Origin of the sequence: Streptomyces sp. NPDC051740 (genome assembly GCF_044453165.1) — a bacterium.
Lineage (GTDB): Bacteria > Actinomycetota > Actinomycetes > Streptomycetales > Streptomycetaceae > Streptomyces > Streptomyces atrovirens.
Genome location: NZ_JBITCL010000001.1, coordinates 586766 through 603138, shown reverse-complemented (window position 1 = coordinate 603138; position 16373 = coordinate 586766). Strand labels below are relative to the sequence as shown.

The following is a 16373-nucleotide window of genomic DNA, read 5'->3' as shown; positions in this document are numbered from 1 at the left end:
CGCCGTCCCCGGACCTGGATAGGGTGGACACCGGTACCCTGCCGGGTTCCCGGACTCTTCTACGACCATCAGGAGCGGCCATGAGCGCTGTGACCCCCGCTGGAGGCGACACCGCGGCGGGCCGCTCCTGGCCCGCCGTGTTGAACGGGCTGCTGGACGGCCGGGACCTGACCGCCGACGACACCGCCTGGGCGATGGACCTGATCATGCGCGGTGAGGCGACCGACGCGCAGATCGCCGGGTTCGCGGTGTCCCTGCGTGCCAAGGGCGAGACCGTCGAGGAGATCACCGGCTGCGTACGGGCGCTGTACGACCACGCCCATGTGATCGAGGTGCCGGGCGCGACCGTCGACATCGTCGGCACCGGCGGTGACGGCGCCAAGACGGTGAACATCTCCACGATGTCCTCGATCGTCGTGGCCGGCACCGGCGCGAAGGTCGTCAAGCACGGCAACCGGGCCGCGTCCTCCGCGTCCGGCGCCTCCGACGTCCTGGAGAAGCTCGGCGTCAATCTGGAGCTGACGCCGCGACGGGTGGCCGAGGTCGCCGAGGAGGCCGGGATCACCTTCTGCTTCGCGGTGAAGTTCCACCCGGCGCTGCGCCACGTGGCCGCCGCGCGGGGCCAGCTGGGCGTCCGCACGGTGTTCAACTTCCTCGGCCCGCTGGCCAACCCGGCACGGGTCAAGGCACAGGCCGTCGGGGTCGCCGACCCGCGGATGGCGCCCATCATGGCCGGGGTCTTCGCCGAACGCGGCAATTCGACGCTGGTGTTCCGCGGCGACGACGGCCTGGACGAGCTGACGACCACCGCCACCTCCAAGGTGTGGGTGGTCCGCGACGGCAAGGTCGCCGAGGAGACCTTCGACCCGCGCGACGTCGGCATCGACCTCGTGCCCGTGGAGGCGCTGCGCGGCGCCGACGCCTCCTACAACGCCGAGGTCGCCCGTCGGCTCCTCGACGGCGAACCGGGCCCCGTACGGGACGCGGTGCTGCTGAACTCGGCGGCGGCCCTGGTGGCCCTGGAACCGGGCGACGGCACCCTGACGGAACAGCTCCGCGCCGGAATGGCGAAGGCGGCCGAGTCGATCGACTCGGGGGCCGCCAAGCGGGTCCTGGAACGCTGGGTGACCGTCAGCAACGCGTAAGACCTGCCCGGCGGTGGGATGTCCCGTGATCCGGACACGGGTTGCGGGGCACCGATCATTTCGCGTACTTTTCCGACCAGGTCATGAGTGACAGCCATCAGGCCCCGGCCGGCTGTCCGGCAACCCTCCGTCCGTGGCGGGGTGCCCCGGGTGAAGACCAGGCCGCGAGCAGCAAGGCTCACGGCAAGCGCGGACCCCTCGCACACCAGGGGTCCTGGTCGTCGAGGAGTCTTCCGTGAGCAAGCGAATGCGTTAGGGCTGCCGAGCCCCGCCTCCGCGCACCCTTTTTCCCTTCCTTCCGTGCTTGAGCGATGTGCGCTCGCGCGGGGATTCCGCCTGCCTCACCGGGAGTTGTGTCATGTCCGTTTCCGCCGTTGCCGCCGACCGGTCCGTCCGCGCCCCGCTGCCCGTCCTCGGCCGGGACGTCACCGTCCCCCTCGTCACCGGGGGCGAGGTCACCTACGCCGCCCTCGACTACGCCGCCAGCGCCCCCGCCCTCCAACAGGTCTGGGACGACGTGGCCGCCTACGCCCCGTACTACGGCAGCGTCCACCGGGGCGCCGGATACCTCTCCCAGCTCTCCACCGACCTGTTCGAGAACGCCCGCCGGACCGTCGCCGAGTTCCTCGACTGCCGTACCGGGGACCAGGTGGTCTTCACCCGGTCCACCACCGACTCCCTCAACCTGCTCGCCGCCGCGCTCCCCGACGGCTGCGAGGTCTTCGTCTTCGAGACCGAGCACCACGCCTCCCTGCTGCCCTGGCGGGACGCGCGGGTCACCTGCCTGGACGCTCCGCGCAGCCCCCGGCGGGCGGTGGAGACCCTCGAGCGCGCCCTCGCCGGCCGAGACCCCCACGGCCCCGCCCTGGTCTGCGTCACCGGCGCCTCCAACGTCACCGGCGAGCTGTGGCCCGTACGGGAACTGGCCGCCGCCGCGCACGCGCACGGCGCGCGGATCGTGCTGGACGCCGCCCAGCTCGCCCCGCACCACGCCGTCTCGGTGACCGACCTGGACGTCGACTGGGTCGCCTTCTCCGGGCACAAGCTGTACGCCCCCTTCGGCTCCGGTGTACTGGCCGGCCGCGCCGACTGGCTCCGGGAGGCCGAGCCCTACCTCGCGGGCGGCGGCGCCAGCCGCAAGGTCACCCGGCGCGAGGACGGGGGAGTGGACGTGGAGTGGCACGAGGGCGCCGCCCGTCACGAGGCCGGCTCGCCCAACGTCATCGGCGCCCACGCCGTCGCGTCCGCCTGCAAGGCGCTCACCGAGGCCGGGTTCGAGGCGCTGGCCGCGCGTGAGGAGCGGCTGGTCCGCGTGGTGCGCGAAGGGCTCGCGGACGTGCCCGAGGTGCGGTTCCTGTCCCTGTTCGGGGACGACGCCCCGCGCGTCGGTGTGCTCTCCTTCGTCGTGGAGGGCTGGAACAGCTCCCACTTCGCCGCGGCGCTGTCCGCGGAGTACGGCATCGGGGTGCGGGACGGGTTGTTCTGCGCGCATCCGCTGGTGCGTACGCTGCTCGGTGGCGATGCGCGGGCGCAGGGGGAGTGCGGGGCGCCTGAGGCGGGGCCCGGTGAGAAGTCGCTCAACGCGATCCGGGTCAGTTTCGGGGCGGGGACGCCCGATGAGCACGTGGAGCGGTTCGTGCGGGCGGTACGGGAGCTCGTACGGGACGGGGCTCGCTGGAACTACCGCACGGTGGACGGCCGCTGCGTGCCGGACACCTCCGCCTGAGAGGGTTTCGCCCCCGCCGCCCCTTCCCGTCCCGAACCTGGGGCTCCGCCCCAGACCCCGCTCCTCAAACGCCGGAGGGGCTAACTTTCAGCCCCTCCGGCGTTTGAGGAGCGGGGGTCCGGGGGCAGCGCCCCCCCCGGGGACGGGAACGGGAAGGGGCGGCGGGGGCGAAAAACTAGGTGGTTGCCGGCAGCCGGGCGCCCAGCACGATCATGCGCAGGGCGCGCTCCGTCGCGTCGGTGAGGAGCTCCGCGCCGCGGACCAGCGCCTCCGCCAGAGCCATCGGCGCGGGCAGGATGCCATGACAGGCATCCACCCCCGGTACCTCCCCCGCCCCCTCCCCGAGCGTCCCCGCGAGCGCCAGCACCGGCCGCCCCGACAGCTTGGCGCGCCGTGCCACCTCCGCCGGCACCTTCCCGCGCGGCGTCTGGTGGTCCAGCGCCCCCTCCGCGGTGACGACCAGATCGGCGCGGGCCAGCCGGGCGTCCAGGTCGAGGTGGTCCAGCAGGACGTGGAAGCGCGGCAGGAGGGCCCCGCCCAGGGCGGCGAGCCCGGCGCCGAGCCCGCCGGAGGCGCCCGTACCCCGCCCGAGGCGCAGATCGGTGCCGGTGACGGCGAGATCGCGGGTCAGCACCCGCGCCCAGTTCTCCAGCGCCGCCGACAACTCCTCCACCTGCTCCGGACCCGCCCCCTTCTGCGGACCGAACACCCGGGCCACGCCCCGCTCCCCGCACAGCACGTTGAAGGGATTGCAGGCGACGAGGAGTTCCACGTCGGCGAGGCGGGGATCGAGCCCGGTCGGGTCGATACGGGCCAGGCGCGTCAACTCACTTCCTCCGGGAGCCAGTTCGAACCCGTCCGCGTCCAGCAGTCGCGCGCCGAGCGCCTGGAGCGCGCCCGCGCCGCCGTCGGAGGTGCCCGAGTCGCCGCAGCCCACCAGGATCCGCCGTACGCCCTGGTCGAGGGCGGCGCGGATCAGTTCCCCGACGCCGTACGTGGTGGTGGCGCCCGGGTCGCGCCGGGTGCGGGGGACCAGGGAGAGGCCGGCGACCGCCGCCATCTCCACCACCGCCGTGTCCCGGGAGCCGAGCAGCGCGAAGTGGGTGCCGACCGGTTCGCCGACCGGGCCGGTGGCGGCCAGCGCGACCAGTCGGCCGCCGGTCGCCGAGGCCAGCGCCGAGGCCGTGCCCTCACCGCCGTCCACCAGCGGGATCCGGTCGATCTCGGCGTCCGGCAGCACCCGGCGGACGCCCGCCGCGATGGCGTCGGCGGCTGCCTGGGCGGACAGCGACTCCTTGAAGCCGCTGGGGGCCACGACGACACGGTTCAGCATGAGGGGAACTCCTTAGCGGGTCACGGGGACGCCGAGCAGCGGCCACACCGCGACGGCGAAGAGCAGGACCAGGGCGGCGGTGAGCGGGGCCAGCACGGCGGACAGCCGCAGCAGGTCGCGCGGGGTGTAGGTGGGGGTGCCGGGGATGTCCGCGAAGAGCGTGACCGGCTTCGCGGAGGCCGGGAGCGTGTGGCAGAAGCCCGCGGCGGCGGTGGAGGCGAGCGCCGCGGCGACCGGGTTCACCCCGGCGCCCACGGCCGCCGCGACCACCAGCGGGACCAGCACGGAGGAACGGGCGGAACGGGACTGCAGGACCAGATGGGCGGCCGTGCTGACCGCGATGACGACCGCCAGGAACATCACCGGCGTGATCCCCGCCGGCACCCCGCCGACCAGCCACCCGGCCGCGCCCGACTCGGCGAGCGCCACACCCATCGCCATCGTCGCCGCCATGAACAGCAGCAGCGACCAGGGCACCGTCTTCAGCGCGTCCTTCAGCCGTACGGTGCCGAGCGCCGGCGAGGCGGCGACGACCGCGCCGATCAGCGCGACCACGGCCGGTGACACCTGGTGCAGCGGCTCGCCGCACCACAGGGCGACGACCGTGGCCAGCAGCAGGGCGCAGCGCTTCTCGGCCTGGCTCCAGGGGCCGGTCACCGGGCGGTCGCTGTGCCGCTGGATCTCCTCGGCGGTGATGTGCACGCCGCCCTTGCGGTCCGCGCGCCGGGTGGTGGTCAACAGGACGGCCTCGGCGGCGAGATGGGAGGAGGCCACGGCCAGCGGCAGCCCGAGCAGCAGCCACTCGGTGAAGCCGACCCGTTCCCCGGCGGCCTCCCACAGCACCGACACGGTGATCAGATGCGCTCCCGCACCGATCAGGGTCGCCACCGCGGACAGGAGGATGACGGTCGGGAACAGCAGCGCCAGCATCACGACCAGTCGTTTCCGGTCGGTGAGTGCCTTGGCCAGGGCGAGGAACACCGGCAGGGCGAGCGCCGCCCGGCCGGAGGTGGCCGGCACCGCGAACGCCGTGACGACCAGCGCGGCCGTCGTCAGATGCGTCAACTGCCGTACGGTACGGGCCCCGCCGACCAGGAAGGCCGCCGCCCGCCCCGCGAGCCCGGTCCGGCTCACCGCGGCGGCCAGCACGAACGCGCAGATCAGCAGCCACACCGTCGAGTCGCCCAGGGTGCCGAACAGGGTGTCGCTGCTGATCACCCCGGTCACCGTCAGCGCGAGTCCGGCGCCCAGCGCGATGTACGTGTCGTCGATCGGCGTACCGACCCACGCACAGGTCGCCAGCGCGAACACGGCGAGGGTGAGGCGCGCGTCCCCGCCGAGACCGGGGAAGTTGCCGGGGACCGCGAGCAGCGCGCACAGCGACAGCGCCACGCACAGGGCCGCGGCCAAGCGGGGGTTCAGTGTCACGTCATCGACGATCCACGGGGGCGGTGAGCCGTCGATGAGCGGGAGATGAAGGGAACTTCACCCGGCGGCGGGGCCGTCACGCGGGGAGGCGGTAGCCCATCCCGCGGACCGTCTCCACCTTCTCCGCGCCGAGCTTCTTGCGCAGCGCCCGCACGTAGACGTCCACGATGTTGGAGCCCGGGTCGAAGTCGTAGCCCCACACGTGGGAGAGGATCTGCTCGCGGGAGAGCACCTGTCCGGGGTGGCGCAGGAACAGTTCCAGCAGCACGAACTCACGGGCCGTCAGATCGACGGTGCGCTCCCCGGCGCGGGCGCGGCGGGTGCGCAGATCGAGGCTGAGCGAGCCGGACCTGAGCACCGTCACCTCCGGTGCCCGGGCCGCCGTACGCAGCCGCAGCCGTACCCGGGCGAGCAGTTCCTCGAAGCGGAACGGCTTGGTCATCCAGTCGTCGGCGCCGCCCTCCAGACCGGCCACCGTGTCCCGCACCGAGTCCCGCGCGGTCAGCACGATCACCGGGGTCGTCACCCGGGACTCGCGCAGCTCGCGCAGCACGGTGAAGCCGTCCCGGCCGGGCAGCCCGATGTCCAGGACGACCAGGTCGAAACCGCCGGTCAGGGCGTACTCGTAGCCGGCCTCGCCGTCGGGGACGACGGTGGTGGTGAAGCCGTTGGCGCGCAGGCCCTTCTCCACGAAGGAGGCGATGCGGTCCTCGTCCTCGACGATCAGAATCCGGTTCACGTCCGTGTGTCTCCCAGGGTGAGTACGAAGGTGGCGCCGCCGCCCTCGGTGTCGTGCAGGCGGACCCGGCCGCCGTGGCCTTCGGCGATCGCCTTGACGATCGACAGGCCGAGCCCGGCGCCCGAACCGCGCGCCCCGCGCCGGGAGGTGCCGCGCCGGAAACGTTCGAAGACCAGCTCACGGTCCTGCGGCCGGACACCGGGCCCGGAGTCGGCGACGTACAGCTCGATCCGCGCGCCCCGCGCGCGGGAACCGATGCGGATGGTCTGGCCGGTGGTGGTGTGCTGCACCGCGTTCTGCGCGAGCTGCACCATCGCCTGGGTGATCCGCTGGGGGTCCAGCTCCGCCTCCCGGTCGGCTATGTCGGTGAGCTGCCAGTCGCGTTCGCCGAGGGTGCGGGCCTTGACGTAGACGTCGGCGGTGAGTTCGGCGAGCTGGACCGGCTCCGGGGTGACGAAGTCGGGGCGTTCGGCCTTGGCGAGCAGCAGCAGGTCCTCCACGATGCGGCTCATCCGGTCGAGTTCGTCGGTGACGAGCCGGACGGTCTCCTCGCGTTCGGCCGGATCGTCGCCCATCAGCTCCAGATGGCCGCGCACGATGGTGATCGGGGTGCGCAGTTCGTGGCCGGCGTCGTCGACGAACTGGCGCTGGGCGGCGAAGGCCCGCTCCAGCCGGTCGAGCATCGCGTTGAACGTCTCGGCGAGGGCCGCGATGTCGTCGCGGCCGCGCACCGGGATACGGCGGGTGAGGTCCTGCTCGGTGAGCTGCGCGGCGGCGGTGCGCACCAGCCGTACGGGCTGCAGGATCCGCCCGGCGACCGCCCAGCCGATGCCGGTGGTCAGCAGCAGGGCGACCCCGGAGATGGCGAGCAGCACCCGGAACACCTCGTCCACCCGCGCCACTTCGCGCTCGGGGTGGAAGGCGACGACGAACGCCGCCTCGGGTGCGCCGCCGCCGTGCCGGGCCACGGACACCTTGGCCCAGCGGATCTCGCCCTCGGGCCGGTGCAGCACGCCGGAGGCGTCGGGCGAGTCGAAGACGCGGCGCCGGGCGTCGCCGTCCCGGTGCAGGGGCAGGGCGACGGGCAGGTCGCGCGGCTGGGTGAGTTTCGCCGGGCCGCCGCTCTTCCGCGCGACCAGGCCGATCAGCTCCTCGTCCGGGTCGGCGTACTGCCGTTCCAGGAAGACCCGCAGCAGCCGGTCCGGGTCGGTGAAGGGCCGGCCCGTCTCCGGATCGAAGCCGCGCTCCTCGAAGTTGGCGAACTCGCCGGCCTCCTGGGCGAGCAGCCCGTTGATCCGGTGGTCGACGTCCCGCAGCAGGAAGGAACGGGTGGTCATGGCGACCGAGCCGAGCGCGACCGCCATGACGAACAGCAGCCACAGCAGGATGCGGACCCGGGCGGAGATCCGCCGGCGGGGAGCGTCAGCCGTCGTCACCGGGTCCGTCGTCGTCATCGTCGTCATCCGCGGGGCTGTCGGTCACCGGAGGCCGGGAGACGACCTCGTCGCTCGGCGTCGGCTCGGGCCGCGCGGACGGGGCCGTGGACGTCGGAGTGGGGGAGCCGCTGTCCAGTTCGACCCGGGGCGGCACCTTGGGCGGTGCGGGACTGTCGGCGAGCGCGAAGCTGGTCGCGGCGACGCCCAGCGGAATCAGCACGACGGCGGCGAGCGCCGCCATCCGGCGAGTGAAGACCATGCCCCGATCCTGCGCACCGCACCGGAGCCCCAGGATGAGCGCCGGATGAAGAACTCTTCATCCGCCCGCCGAAAGTCATCCGCCCGCTGAAATCCAGTCCCTCCGGCACAATCCAGCCCCTCCGGCGTTTGAGGAGCGGGGTCCGGGGCGGAGCCCCGGGTTCGGGACGGGAAGGGGCGGTGGGGGCGAAAAACCGGCTGAGACACCCCGGACCGCCACCGACCGAAGGCCGAGCCCTCCGCCCCGGCTGACCGTTAGCTGTCCAGCCCGATGGCGAACGCCGCCTCCAGATCGTGCTGCGAGTACGTACGGAACGCCACGTGCGTGTCGGTCCCCTCCACCCCCGGGATCTTGCTGATCCGCCCGGGAATGACCTCCGCCAGGTCCTCGTGCTCCCGCACCCGCACCATGGCGATCAGGTCATACGTCCCGGTCACGGAGAACACCTCGCTGACACTCTCCAGCGCGGCGATCCGCTCCGCGATCTCGGGGATCCGGTCCACGCTGGTCTTGATGAGGACGATCGCGGTGATCACGGCTGGTTCTCTCCCTCGGGGGCCGGAGCAGGGGTGGCCTTCACTGTAGTCGCCCTGCCGAAGCGCACCCACGCGTAGCCGAAGCCCAGCCCGAACCCGATCAGGTGCGCCAGGTACGCCACCCCCGGCCCCTCGCCCGCCCGCCCCGCCGCCGCCCACTGCAGCGCCGCCCAGAACGGCAGCACCACCCACGCCGGCAGCCGTACCGGCAGGAAGAACAGGAACGGCAGGAGACTGGTCACCCGGGCCCGGGGAAACAGGAAGAGGAACGCGCCGAGCACCGCCGAGATCGCCCCGGAGGCGCCGACCAGGGACCGCTCGGAGTCCGCGTTGGCGGCGGCGTACCCCAGCAGCGCGAGGTAGCCGCAGCCGGCGTAGCACAGGGTGAACCGCACCCGGCCCATCCGTGCCTCGGTCATCGCTCCGAAGACGTGGAGGAAGAGCATGTTGCCGAGCAGGTGCACCCAGCCGCCGTGCACGAACAGCGCCGTGGCGGGGGTGAGGACGGCCCCGGGGGACCCTTCGAACAGGTCTGCGGGAATGACCCCCCAGTGCCGGAAATAGGCCCTCTGCGCGTCCAGCAGCTCCTCCCCGGAGCCGTGGGCCGGATGCAGGCCGGAGGCCGGCCCGATCAGGAAGACCAGGCAGCACAGCACGATGAGGGTGTGGGTCACCGGCGCGGAGGTGCCCCGGATCGCCCCGGCGGCCGACGCACTCCAGTTGCGGATCATGAATACAGAGCATGACGTAACCGGACGCAACAGCACAGACCGCCTCGCCGCCGTGGACGGGCGGGCGGCGGGGACCCGCCAGGCCGTAGGGTTACGAGCCATACGCACCGGGGAGCCGGTGTGTCACGGACACTGGAAGGAAGGCGAACAGCCACGATGACGGTTCCTCTGCCGACCGCCTCGACGCGGTGGCGCTGCACCCTCTGCGGAAACCTCACCCGCTTCGACGTGACCCGCTCGTCGAAGGTCGTCGAGTACATCCACCTCGATCTGGCCGGAGAGCCCAAGGTCGAGGAGCGTGAGGTGCTCGATGAGACCATCGAGTCGGTGCGGTGCCGCTGGTGCAACGCCGTGGACCAGGTGGAACTCGTGGACAGGCCGGGTGCCGGCTCCTGAGCGAAGGGGGTCCCTCCCGCTCGAGCGAAGTCGAGAGTGGGGGAGGGACCCGCTGACGGCGACCCCGCGCGCGGGGTCGCACACGGACATTGGGGTGTGACGGATGGTGGAGACCACGGGCGGGGGGCCGCAGGACGGCGCCGCCGAGGTGCTCGACCGTCCGCTGCCCGACGGAGTGCGCCGCCGGGTCGTCCAGATCGTCGCCGACGGCTTCGGCGGGCTCACGGTCGCCGAGCTGCCCGCCCAGCTGCGGCAGTACGCGCGTTTCGCCCCGAACCGGCGTGCCAAGTTCGCCGGCAACGCCATGGCCGCGGCGCTGGAGACCGATCCGCTGTTCCGGCAGCGCATCGGGGAGAAGCTCAGAGAGGCCCAGCCGGAACTGACCGGCGCTCTCGACTCCGGCTCCCCGCCCCCGGCCGCGGACCCGCTCGACGTGGCGGCCGCGGCCTATGTGCTCCGCCCGGCCGGCTGGGTCAAGCTGGTGACCGCCGCCGGCGAGGAGGCCCAGCGCGCCGACGCCGAGCGCGCCGACGAGGAGACCCGGGCCGAGCTGGAGCGGCTGCGCGCCGAACTCGCCCGGGCCCGTGAGCACACCAGGTCCGAGACCGAGCGGCTGCGCACCGAGCTGGAGTCGGCGAAGAAGGAAGCCGAGTCGCTGCACCGCAAGCTGCGCTCCGCCCTCAGCGACGTCAAGCGCGGCGAGGCCGCCGTGCGCAAGCTGCGGGGCGAGATGGAGACCGTGCGCGCCGAGGGCCACGCCCAGGTGTCGGCCGCCGAGAGCGAGAGCCGGCGCCTCAAGGCCCGGCTGGGGGAGACCGAGGCCGCCCTGGAGGCCGCCCGCCGGGCCGCCCGGGAGGGCCGCAGCGTGGAGGACATGCGGGTCCGGCTGCTCCTCGACACCGTCCTCGACGCCGCCCAGGGACTCCGCCGGGAGCTGGCGCTGCCCCCCGTGTCCGTCCGGCCCGCCGAGACCGTGGACGCCGTCGAGCCCGGCCGTATGACCCCGAAGGACATCGCCAACCGCGCGCTGTCCGAGCACGACCCGGCCGTCCTCGACCAGCTGCTGGCGCTGCCGCAGGCCCATCTGGTCGTCGACGGCTACAACGTCACCAAGACCGGCTATCCCCAGATGCCCCTGGAGAAGCAGCGGCTCAGGCTGCTGGGCCAGCTCGCCCAGCTCGCCGCCCAGACCGGCGCCGAGGTGACCTGTGTCTTCGACGGCGCCGAACTGGCCGCGCCGGTGCTGCTCGCGCCGCCGCGCGGGGTGCGGGTGCTGTTCTCCAAGCCGGGCGTCACCGCCGACGAGCTGATCCGCCAGCTGGTGCGCGCCGAGCCGCCGGGACGGCCCGTCATCGTCGCCTCCACCGACCGCGAGGTCGCCGACGGGGTGGCCCGCGCGGGCGCGCGCCCCGTCGCGTCGGTGGTGCTCCTCAAGAGGCTTTCCTGATATCTGATTCCCATCCGTCCCCCGTACAACGTACGGCATCTTTGCCCGAATTGACGGAACCGTCACGCAACGTAGCGTCAAGAGGGCGTCACCGCAGGTGAGTTCGGATCAAATAAACCGGCTGTAACGGAGATTTTGTGTCCAGGGATTTGAACTGATCACAAGAGAATCACTAGGGTCTCCCTTCGAACCCTCGCTCGCGCGATCACTCTCGAGAAGGAGCTCGTCTCCGTGGCGTCCCACCGTCGTCCCAAGCAGCCGAGCCGCGCACGCGTCACCGTGCTCACCACCGCTGCCGCAGCCGCTGTCGTCATGAGCTCGCAGGCCGCCAACGCCGCGCCGAGCGAGAAGCCCAGCAAGGACGAGGTCAAGGCCAAGGTCGACAAGCTCTACGAGCAGGCCGAGCAGGCCACCGAGAAGTACAACGGCGCCAAGGAGAAGCAGGAGAAGCTCCAGAAGGAGATCTCCACGATCCAGGACAACGTCGCCAAGGGCCAGCAGGAGCTCAACGAGCTGCGCGACGGCCTCGGTTCGATGGCCAGCGCCCAGTACCGCAGCGGCGGCATCGACCCCTCCGTCCAGCTCTTCCTCTCCGCCGACCCGGACGACTACCTCGACAAGGCGTCCACGCTCGACCAGTTGAGCACCCAGCAGGTCGACGCGCTCAAGGAGATCCAGGAGAAGCAGCGCGAGCTCGCCCAGCAGCGCTCCGAGGCGTCCGAGAAGCTCAAGGACCTCTCCGCCACCCGCACCGAACTGGGCAACAAGAAGAAGGAGGTCCAGAGCAAGCTCTCCTCCGCGCAGAAGCTGCTCAACAGCCTCACCGCCGCGGAGAAGGCCCAGCTCGCCCAGGAGGAGAGCCGCGCCACCCGGGCCAGCGAGCGCGAGGCGCTGAACGTCAACGTCCCGGCCGGTTCCGGCCGCGCCGCCGCCGCCTTCGCCGCCGCCCAGAGCAAGCTCGGCACCCCCTACGTCTACGGTGCCACCGGCCCGTCCTCCTTCGACTGCTCCGGCCTGACCTCCTGGGCCTACGCGCAGGCCGGCGTCGGCATCTCGCGCACCTCCGAGGCCCAGACCAACGACGGCACCAGGATCTACTCGGTGAGCCAGCTCAAGGTCGGCGACCTCGTCTTCTTCTTCAACGACCTGCACCACGTGGGCCTCTACGCGGGCAACGGCCAGATCATCCACGCCCCGCGCACCGGCACCGTCGTGCGCTACGAGTCGATGAACACCATCGGCGGCCCGTTCATGTTCGGCGTCCGTGTCTAGCTGCCGCCGTTCGGGGGATTCCCCGTCGCGCTGATCTTCCCCGCGCCCCGCCTCTGACGCAGGTCACAGGCGGGGCGTCACTGTGTGCGGTCGCCTCGGCCAAGGGTTCGCCCGACGCCGTGGGGCTACTGTCTGCCGCGTTTCCCTGTCCGCCAGTGGAAGGAGCGCGGCTTCCCGTGGGGTCCCATCGCCGTACCGCACCGTCGTCCGGAGCCGACCGGAGCGCCGCCGTCGCCCTCGGTCTGCTGTCCGCGGCGGCCACCGCCCTCGCCGCCGTACCGGCCGCGGCCACGCCGTACGACGTCACCCGGGCCGAGGTGGACCGCCTCTACCGGGAGGCCGAGAAGGCGACCGAGGCGTACAACGAGGCCGACGAGCGCGCCGACGGACTGCGCCGGCAGATCGCCACCGCACAGGACGGGATCGCCCGGCAGCAGGCACGCGTCAACACCATGCGGGAGTCGCTCGGTTCGCTCGCCGGCGCCCAGTACCGCTCCGGCGGCCTAGGCCCCGCCCTCGCCCTGCTGCTCTCCGACGACCCGGAGGACTACCTCGAGAGGGCCTCCGTACTGGACCGGATCACCGTCCACCAGGCCGCCGAGCTGAGGAGACTGAGGAGCGCCCTGCGCTCCCTCGACCAGGACCGCGCGGAGGCGGCCGGAAAGCTCGGCGCGCTGGAGAGGAGCCGCAAGGCCGTCGCCGCGCACAAGCGGACCGTCGAGCGCAAGCTCACCGAGGCCCGCCGGCTGCTCGACTCCCTCCCGGCCGGCGAACGCGCCGCCTGGGACCGCGCCACCCGCTCCGCACGCGCGGACCTGCTCGGCCCGTCCGGCGCGCCCGCCTCGGCCCGCGCGGCAGCCGCCGTCGCCGCCGCCCGCTCCGCCCTCGGCAGGCCCTACGTCTGGGGCGCCGAGGGCCCGTCCGCCTTCGACTGCTCCGGGCTGACCCAGTGGTCGTACGCCCAGGCCGGGGTCGCGCTGCCACGCACCTCGCAGGCCCAGCGGCACGCCGGCCGGCAGGTCCCCCTCTCCGAGGCGCGCCCCGGTGACCTGGTCGTCTACCGCTCCGACGCCTCCCACGTCGGGATGTACATGGGCGACGGCCAGGTGATCCACGCGCCCCACCCCGGCGCCCCGGTGCGCTACGACCCGGTCGGCATGATGCCCGTCGCGTCGGTCACCAGGGTCTGACCGCACCGGCCCGGCGCCCGTACCCTCGGGAAGATGGCTGGTCGAAGGCGGGTGTCGGGTGCGTCGGTGATGACGCTGTGTCTGCTGCTCGTCTCCCTGGTGGGATGCGGCGGGGGACCGGCCGTCGACGCCGCACGCGCGCAGGTGCAGTCCCTCCTCGACCGCCGCGCGGAGGCCGTCCTCGACCGTGACGCCGCCGCGTACGCCCGCACCGGCACCCGGGCCGGGTTCGCCAACCTGCGCGCGGTGCCGCTCGCGGACTGGTCCTACCGCGTCACCGCCCTCGACCGCACCGGTGACACCGCCACCGCCTCCGCCGACCTGAGCTACCGCGTCGAGGGCCACGACCGGTCCCCGGTCACCACCGCCCGCTCCCTGAGCCTGAGCCGGGACCGCGACGGCCGCTGGTCCGTCGACTCCGACCGGCCCGCGAAGAAGTCCGGCCAGCAACTGTGGGACCAGGGCACGGCACGCGCCGTGCGGGGCGAGCGCAGCCTGGTCCTCGGCGTCGGGCAGCCCGACGACAAGCTGCGGGACTACGCCGAACTGGCCGACCGCGCGGTGCCCGCGGTGTCCGACGCGTGGGGCCCGCGGTGGGCCCGGAGCGTGGTCGTCCTCGTCCCGGAGACCCTGGAGGGCATGGCGGGCCTGCTGGGCTCGCCCGCCTCCTCCTACCGGGGGATCGCCGCGGTCACCACCGGCGCCACCGGCGCGGACGGGCGGGCCCCGGCGGACCGGATCATCGTCAACCCGGACGCCTTCGGAATGCTCGGCGACTCGGGCCGGCAGGTCGTCCTCACCCACGAGACCACCCACGTCGCCACCCGCGCCCACACCTCCGCCGCGACCCCGCTGTGGCTGTCCGAGGGGTTCGCCGACTGGGTCGGCTACCGCGACGGCGACCGCGCCCCCGCGGAGGTCGCACCGGAGCTCGCCTACGCGGTGGGCCGGGGCGAGGTGCCCGCCGGGCTGCCGGACGACGAGGACTTCGGCTTCTCCGGCGACGCGGACCACCTCGCCCGCGCCTACGAGAGCGGCTGGCTGGCCTGCCGCCTCATCGCCGACCACTGGGGCGAGGACCGCCTCGACGAGTTCTACCGCGCGGTGGGCGCACACGAACACCGCGACGGCGCGGTGGAGGCCGCGATGCACCGAGTTCTCGGGACGACCCGAGAGGAGTTCACAGTGCAGTGGCAGGAGTACGTGAGGAACCAACTGGCCTGAGCCTTCCCACAACCACGGCCAGCCGTGCCGCTCCCCCGGCCGCTCCCGCGGGCAGTCGTGCCGCTCCCCCCGGCCGCTCCCGCGGGCAGTCGTGCCGCTGGGGCGGCACGGGTGGGCGCGACGGCACCCCGTAAGCGCCGGGCGGCGCGACCCACTCCCGGCCCGCACCAACGCGGGGGCACCCGCAAGCGCCGGGCCGCGCGGCCCCCCCGGCTCACGACACACGGCCGCACCGCCCGGGATCAGGACGAGACCGGCGTCTCGGCGGCACGGGCCGGCCCGGGTACCCGGGGAACCGACCGCCGACGGGGAACCGTCGCACACCACAGCACCCGCGCCGCCACAACCGTCGCCACCACCAACAGCCCGTTGCGCAGAACCAGCAGCGCGATCCCGAGCGAGTCGCTGGCGACCACATGGGCGAACCACACCGGAAACTCCAGCACCGTCACCAGCGAAGCCCCCAGCACCAGCCCCACCGCCACCCCCATCCGACTCCCGCGGAAACACAGACACACCGCCCCGAGCCCCACCAGCCACACCATGTACTGCGGACTGATCACCCGACTCGTCGTCGTGAACAGGAGCACCGCCACGAACGCCGCGTCGGCGACACTGTGCGCCGAGAACCGGACGGCCACCACCCGCCACAGCACCAGCCACCCCAGCGCGGCCCCGCTCAGCAGCAGCGCCCCCGTGCTCACCCAGCCCACATACGGCCCGAGGAACTCCACCGATCCGTAGTTGAGCAGCACCTCCCCCTCCCAGCCGTGATGCCGCGCCACATGGAAGACGAGCGCCCCCAGCGACTCCACCTCCGTCCCCCGGTCCCGCTGAAAGGCCAGGAACGCGAACGCCCCCGGCATCAGTACGGCGAACAGGCCGGCCACACCGGCACCGGTCACCGCCGCCGACACCCACGCCCCGCGCCGCCGCACCGCGAGCAGCAGCAGCGCCGGCCACACCTTCACCAGTGCCCCGAAACCGGCGAGCGCCCCCGCCAGCCGGGGGTACCGGGCGGCCGCCAGCAGCGCGGCCACGGCGACCGCGGTCACCATCACGTCGTAGCGCGCGTACACCGTCGGCCCGAGCAGCGGCACGCCCACCACCCACACCCAGGCACCGCGCGGCGACCGTCCGGGACGACGGCCGGCGTACCGCAGCAAACACAGGGTGACCAGGTCGGCGAGGCAGGCCAGGACGAAGAAGGCGGTGGCGTACTCCAGGAACGGCAGCAGACCGGGGGAGAGGATCGCCAGGGCCGCGGCGGGCGGGTACTGCCAGGTCACGTCGTCCAGCGGGAACGTTCCGGTGCGCAGGACGTCGTACCAGCCCCGGTAGATGACCGACACGTCGCTGGTGACGTCCGGCCCGGGGAAGACGATCACCTTCAGCACGCACAGCAGCAGGGCGGCCCGTGTCAGCCCCCACAGAAGCAGCAGCGGGGCGAGGGAGCCCCGCACGGCCGTCGTCCTCATGTGCTGTGCTCCCTGCCGTCCGGTGCGCGGTCG

General features: G+C 73.1%; 15 protein-coding genes and 1 riboswitch. Of the genes, 7 read left to right on the top strand and 8 right to left on the bottom strand.

Translation table 11 applies throughout. The features are described from left to right. The first annotated feature begins 80 nt into the window (after window positions 1–80). Entirely contained in the window at window positions 81–1145 is a 1065-nt protein-coding gene (gene trpD, locus ACIA6T_RS02850; protein WP_399444752.1) for an anthranilate phosphoribosyltransferase, read from the top strand. 79 nt (window positions 1146–1224) lie between these two features. After that, a riboswitch (SAM riboswitch) is annotated at window positions 1225–1341 on the top strand. Window positions 1342–1503: 162 nt separating this feature from the next. Continuing rightward, window positions 1504–2871, top strand: a complete 1368-nt coding sequence (locus ACIA6T_RS02845) for an aminotransferase class V-fold PLP-dependent enzyme (protein WP_399444751.1) — start codon at window positions 1504–1506, stop codon at window positions 2869–2871. A gap of 175 nt (window positions 2872–3046) precedes the next feature. Here ACIA6T_RS02845 and ACIA6T_RS02840 read toward each other — a convergent pair whose 3' ends face one another. The 7 genes from ACIA6T_RS02840 to ACIA6T_RS02810 form a co-directional block, all read right to left on the bottom strand. After that, entirely contained in the window at window positions 3047–4204 is a 1158-nt protein-coding gene (locus ACIA6T_RS02840; protein ID WP_399444750.1) for a glycerate kinase, read from the bottom strand. A gap of 12 nt (window positions 4205–4216) precedes the next feature. Continuing rightward, window positions 4217–5632 carry an SLC13 family permease gene (locus ACIA6T_RS02835; protein WP_399444749.1) on the bottom strand — a complete coding sequence of 472 codons (1416 nt, stop codon included), beginning with the start codon at window positions 5630–5632 and terminating at the stop codon, window positions 4217–4219. 76 nt (window positions 5633–5708) lie between these two features. Next, on the bottom strand, window positions 5709–6371 hold the full coding sequence (locus ACIA6T_RS02830) for a response regulator transcription factor (protein WP_344556068.1): 663 nt from the start codon (window positions 6369–6371) through the stop codon (window positions 5709–5711). Continuing rightward, window positions 6368–7825: a sensor histidine kinase gene (locus tag ACIA6T_RS02825; protein WP_399444748.1), complete on the bottom strand. Its 1458-nt coding sequence runs from the start codon at window positions 7823–7825 to the stop codon at window positions 6368–6370. Before ACIA6T_RS02825 ends, ACIA6T_RS02830 begins: the two co-directional genes overlap by 4 nt. Beyond that, on the bottom strand, window positions 7794–8066 hold the full coding sequence (locus ACIA6T_RS02820) for a small secreted hydrophilic protein (RefSeq protein ID WP_399444747.1): 273 nt from the start codon (window positions 8064–8066) through the stop codon (window positions 7794–7796). Before ACIA6T_RS02820 ends, ACIA6T_RS02825 begins: the two co-directional genes overlap by 32 nt. Before the next feature lie 254 nt (window positions 8067–8320). Continuing rightward, window positions 8321–8602 carry an Lrp/AsnC family transcriptional regulator gene (locus ACIA6T_RS02815; protein ID WP_030859083.1) on the bottom strand — a complete coding sequence of 94 codons (282 nt, stop codon included), beginning with the start codon at window positions 8600–8602 and terminating at the stop codon, window positions 8321–8323. Then, the gene (locus tag ACIA6T_RS02810; protein ID WP_399444746.1) at window positions 8599–9333 is read right to left on the bottom strand and encodes a rhomboid family intramembrane serine protease; all 735 of its coding nucleotides are present in this window, start codon (window positions 9331–9333) and stop codon (window positions 8599–8601) included. The genes ACIA6T_RS02815 and ACIA6T_RS02810 overlap by 4 nt, the downstream gene beginning before the upstream one ends. Before the next feature lie 156 nt (window positions 9334–9489). Here ACIA6T_RS02810 and ACIA6T_RS02805 point away from each other — a divergent pair, with 156 nt between their 5' ends. The 5 genes from ACIA6T_RS02805 (at window position 9490) to ACIA6T_RS02785 (ending at window position 14862) form a co-directional block, all read left to right on the top strand. Next, window positions 9490–9729, top strand: a complete 240-nt coding sequence (locus ACIA6T_RS02805; RefSeq protein WP_085576074.1) for a hypothetical protein — start codon at window positions 9490–9492, stop codon at window positions 9727–9729. Window positions 9730–9832: 103 nt separating this feature from the next. Beyond that, window positions 9833–11176 carry an NYN domain-containing protein gene (locus tag ACIA6T_RS02800; RefSeq protein ID WP_399444745.1) on the top strand — a complete coding sequence of 448 codons (1344 nt, stop codon included), beginning with the start codon at window positions 9833–9835 and terminating at the stop codon, window positions 11174–11176. 231 nt (window positions 11177–11407) lie between these two features. After that, window positions 11408–12448, top strand: a complete 1041-nt coding sequence (locus tag ACIA6T_RS02795; RefSeq protein WP_399444744.1) for an NlpC/P60 family protein — start codon at window positions 11408–11410, stop codon at window positions 12446–12448. Window positions 12449–12624: 176 nt separating this feature from the next. Beyond that, window positions 12625–13638, top strand: coding sequence for an NlpC/P60 family protein (locus ACIA6T_RS02790; protein WP_399444743.1), 1014 nt, complete (start codon window positions 12625–12627; stop codon window positions 13636–13638). A gap of 33 nt (window positions 13639–13671) precedes the next feature. Then, window positions 13672–14862 (top strand): hypothetical protein, encoded by a 1191-nt coding sequence (locus ACIA6T_RS02785; protein WP_399444742.1) that lies wholly within the window; start codon window positions 13672–13674, stop codon window positions 14860–14862. Between the two features lie 242 nt (window positions 14863–15104). Here ACIA6T_RS02785 and ACIA6T_RS02780 read toward each other — a convergent pair whose 3' ends face one another. Next, window positions 15105–16340: a glycosyltransferase 87 family protein gene (locus tag ACIA6T_RS02780; protein ID WP_399444741.1), complete on the bottom strand. Its 1236-nt coding sequence runs from the start codon at window positions 16338–16340 to the stop codon at window positions 15105–15107. Window positions 16341–16373: the final 33 nt, after the last annotated feature.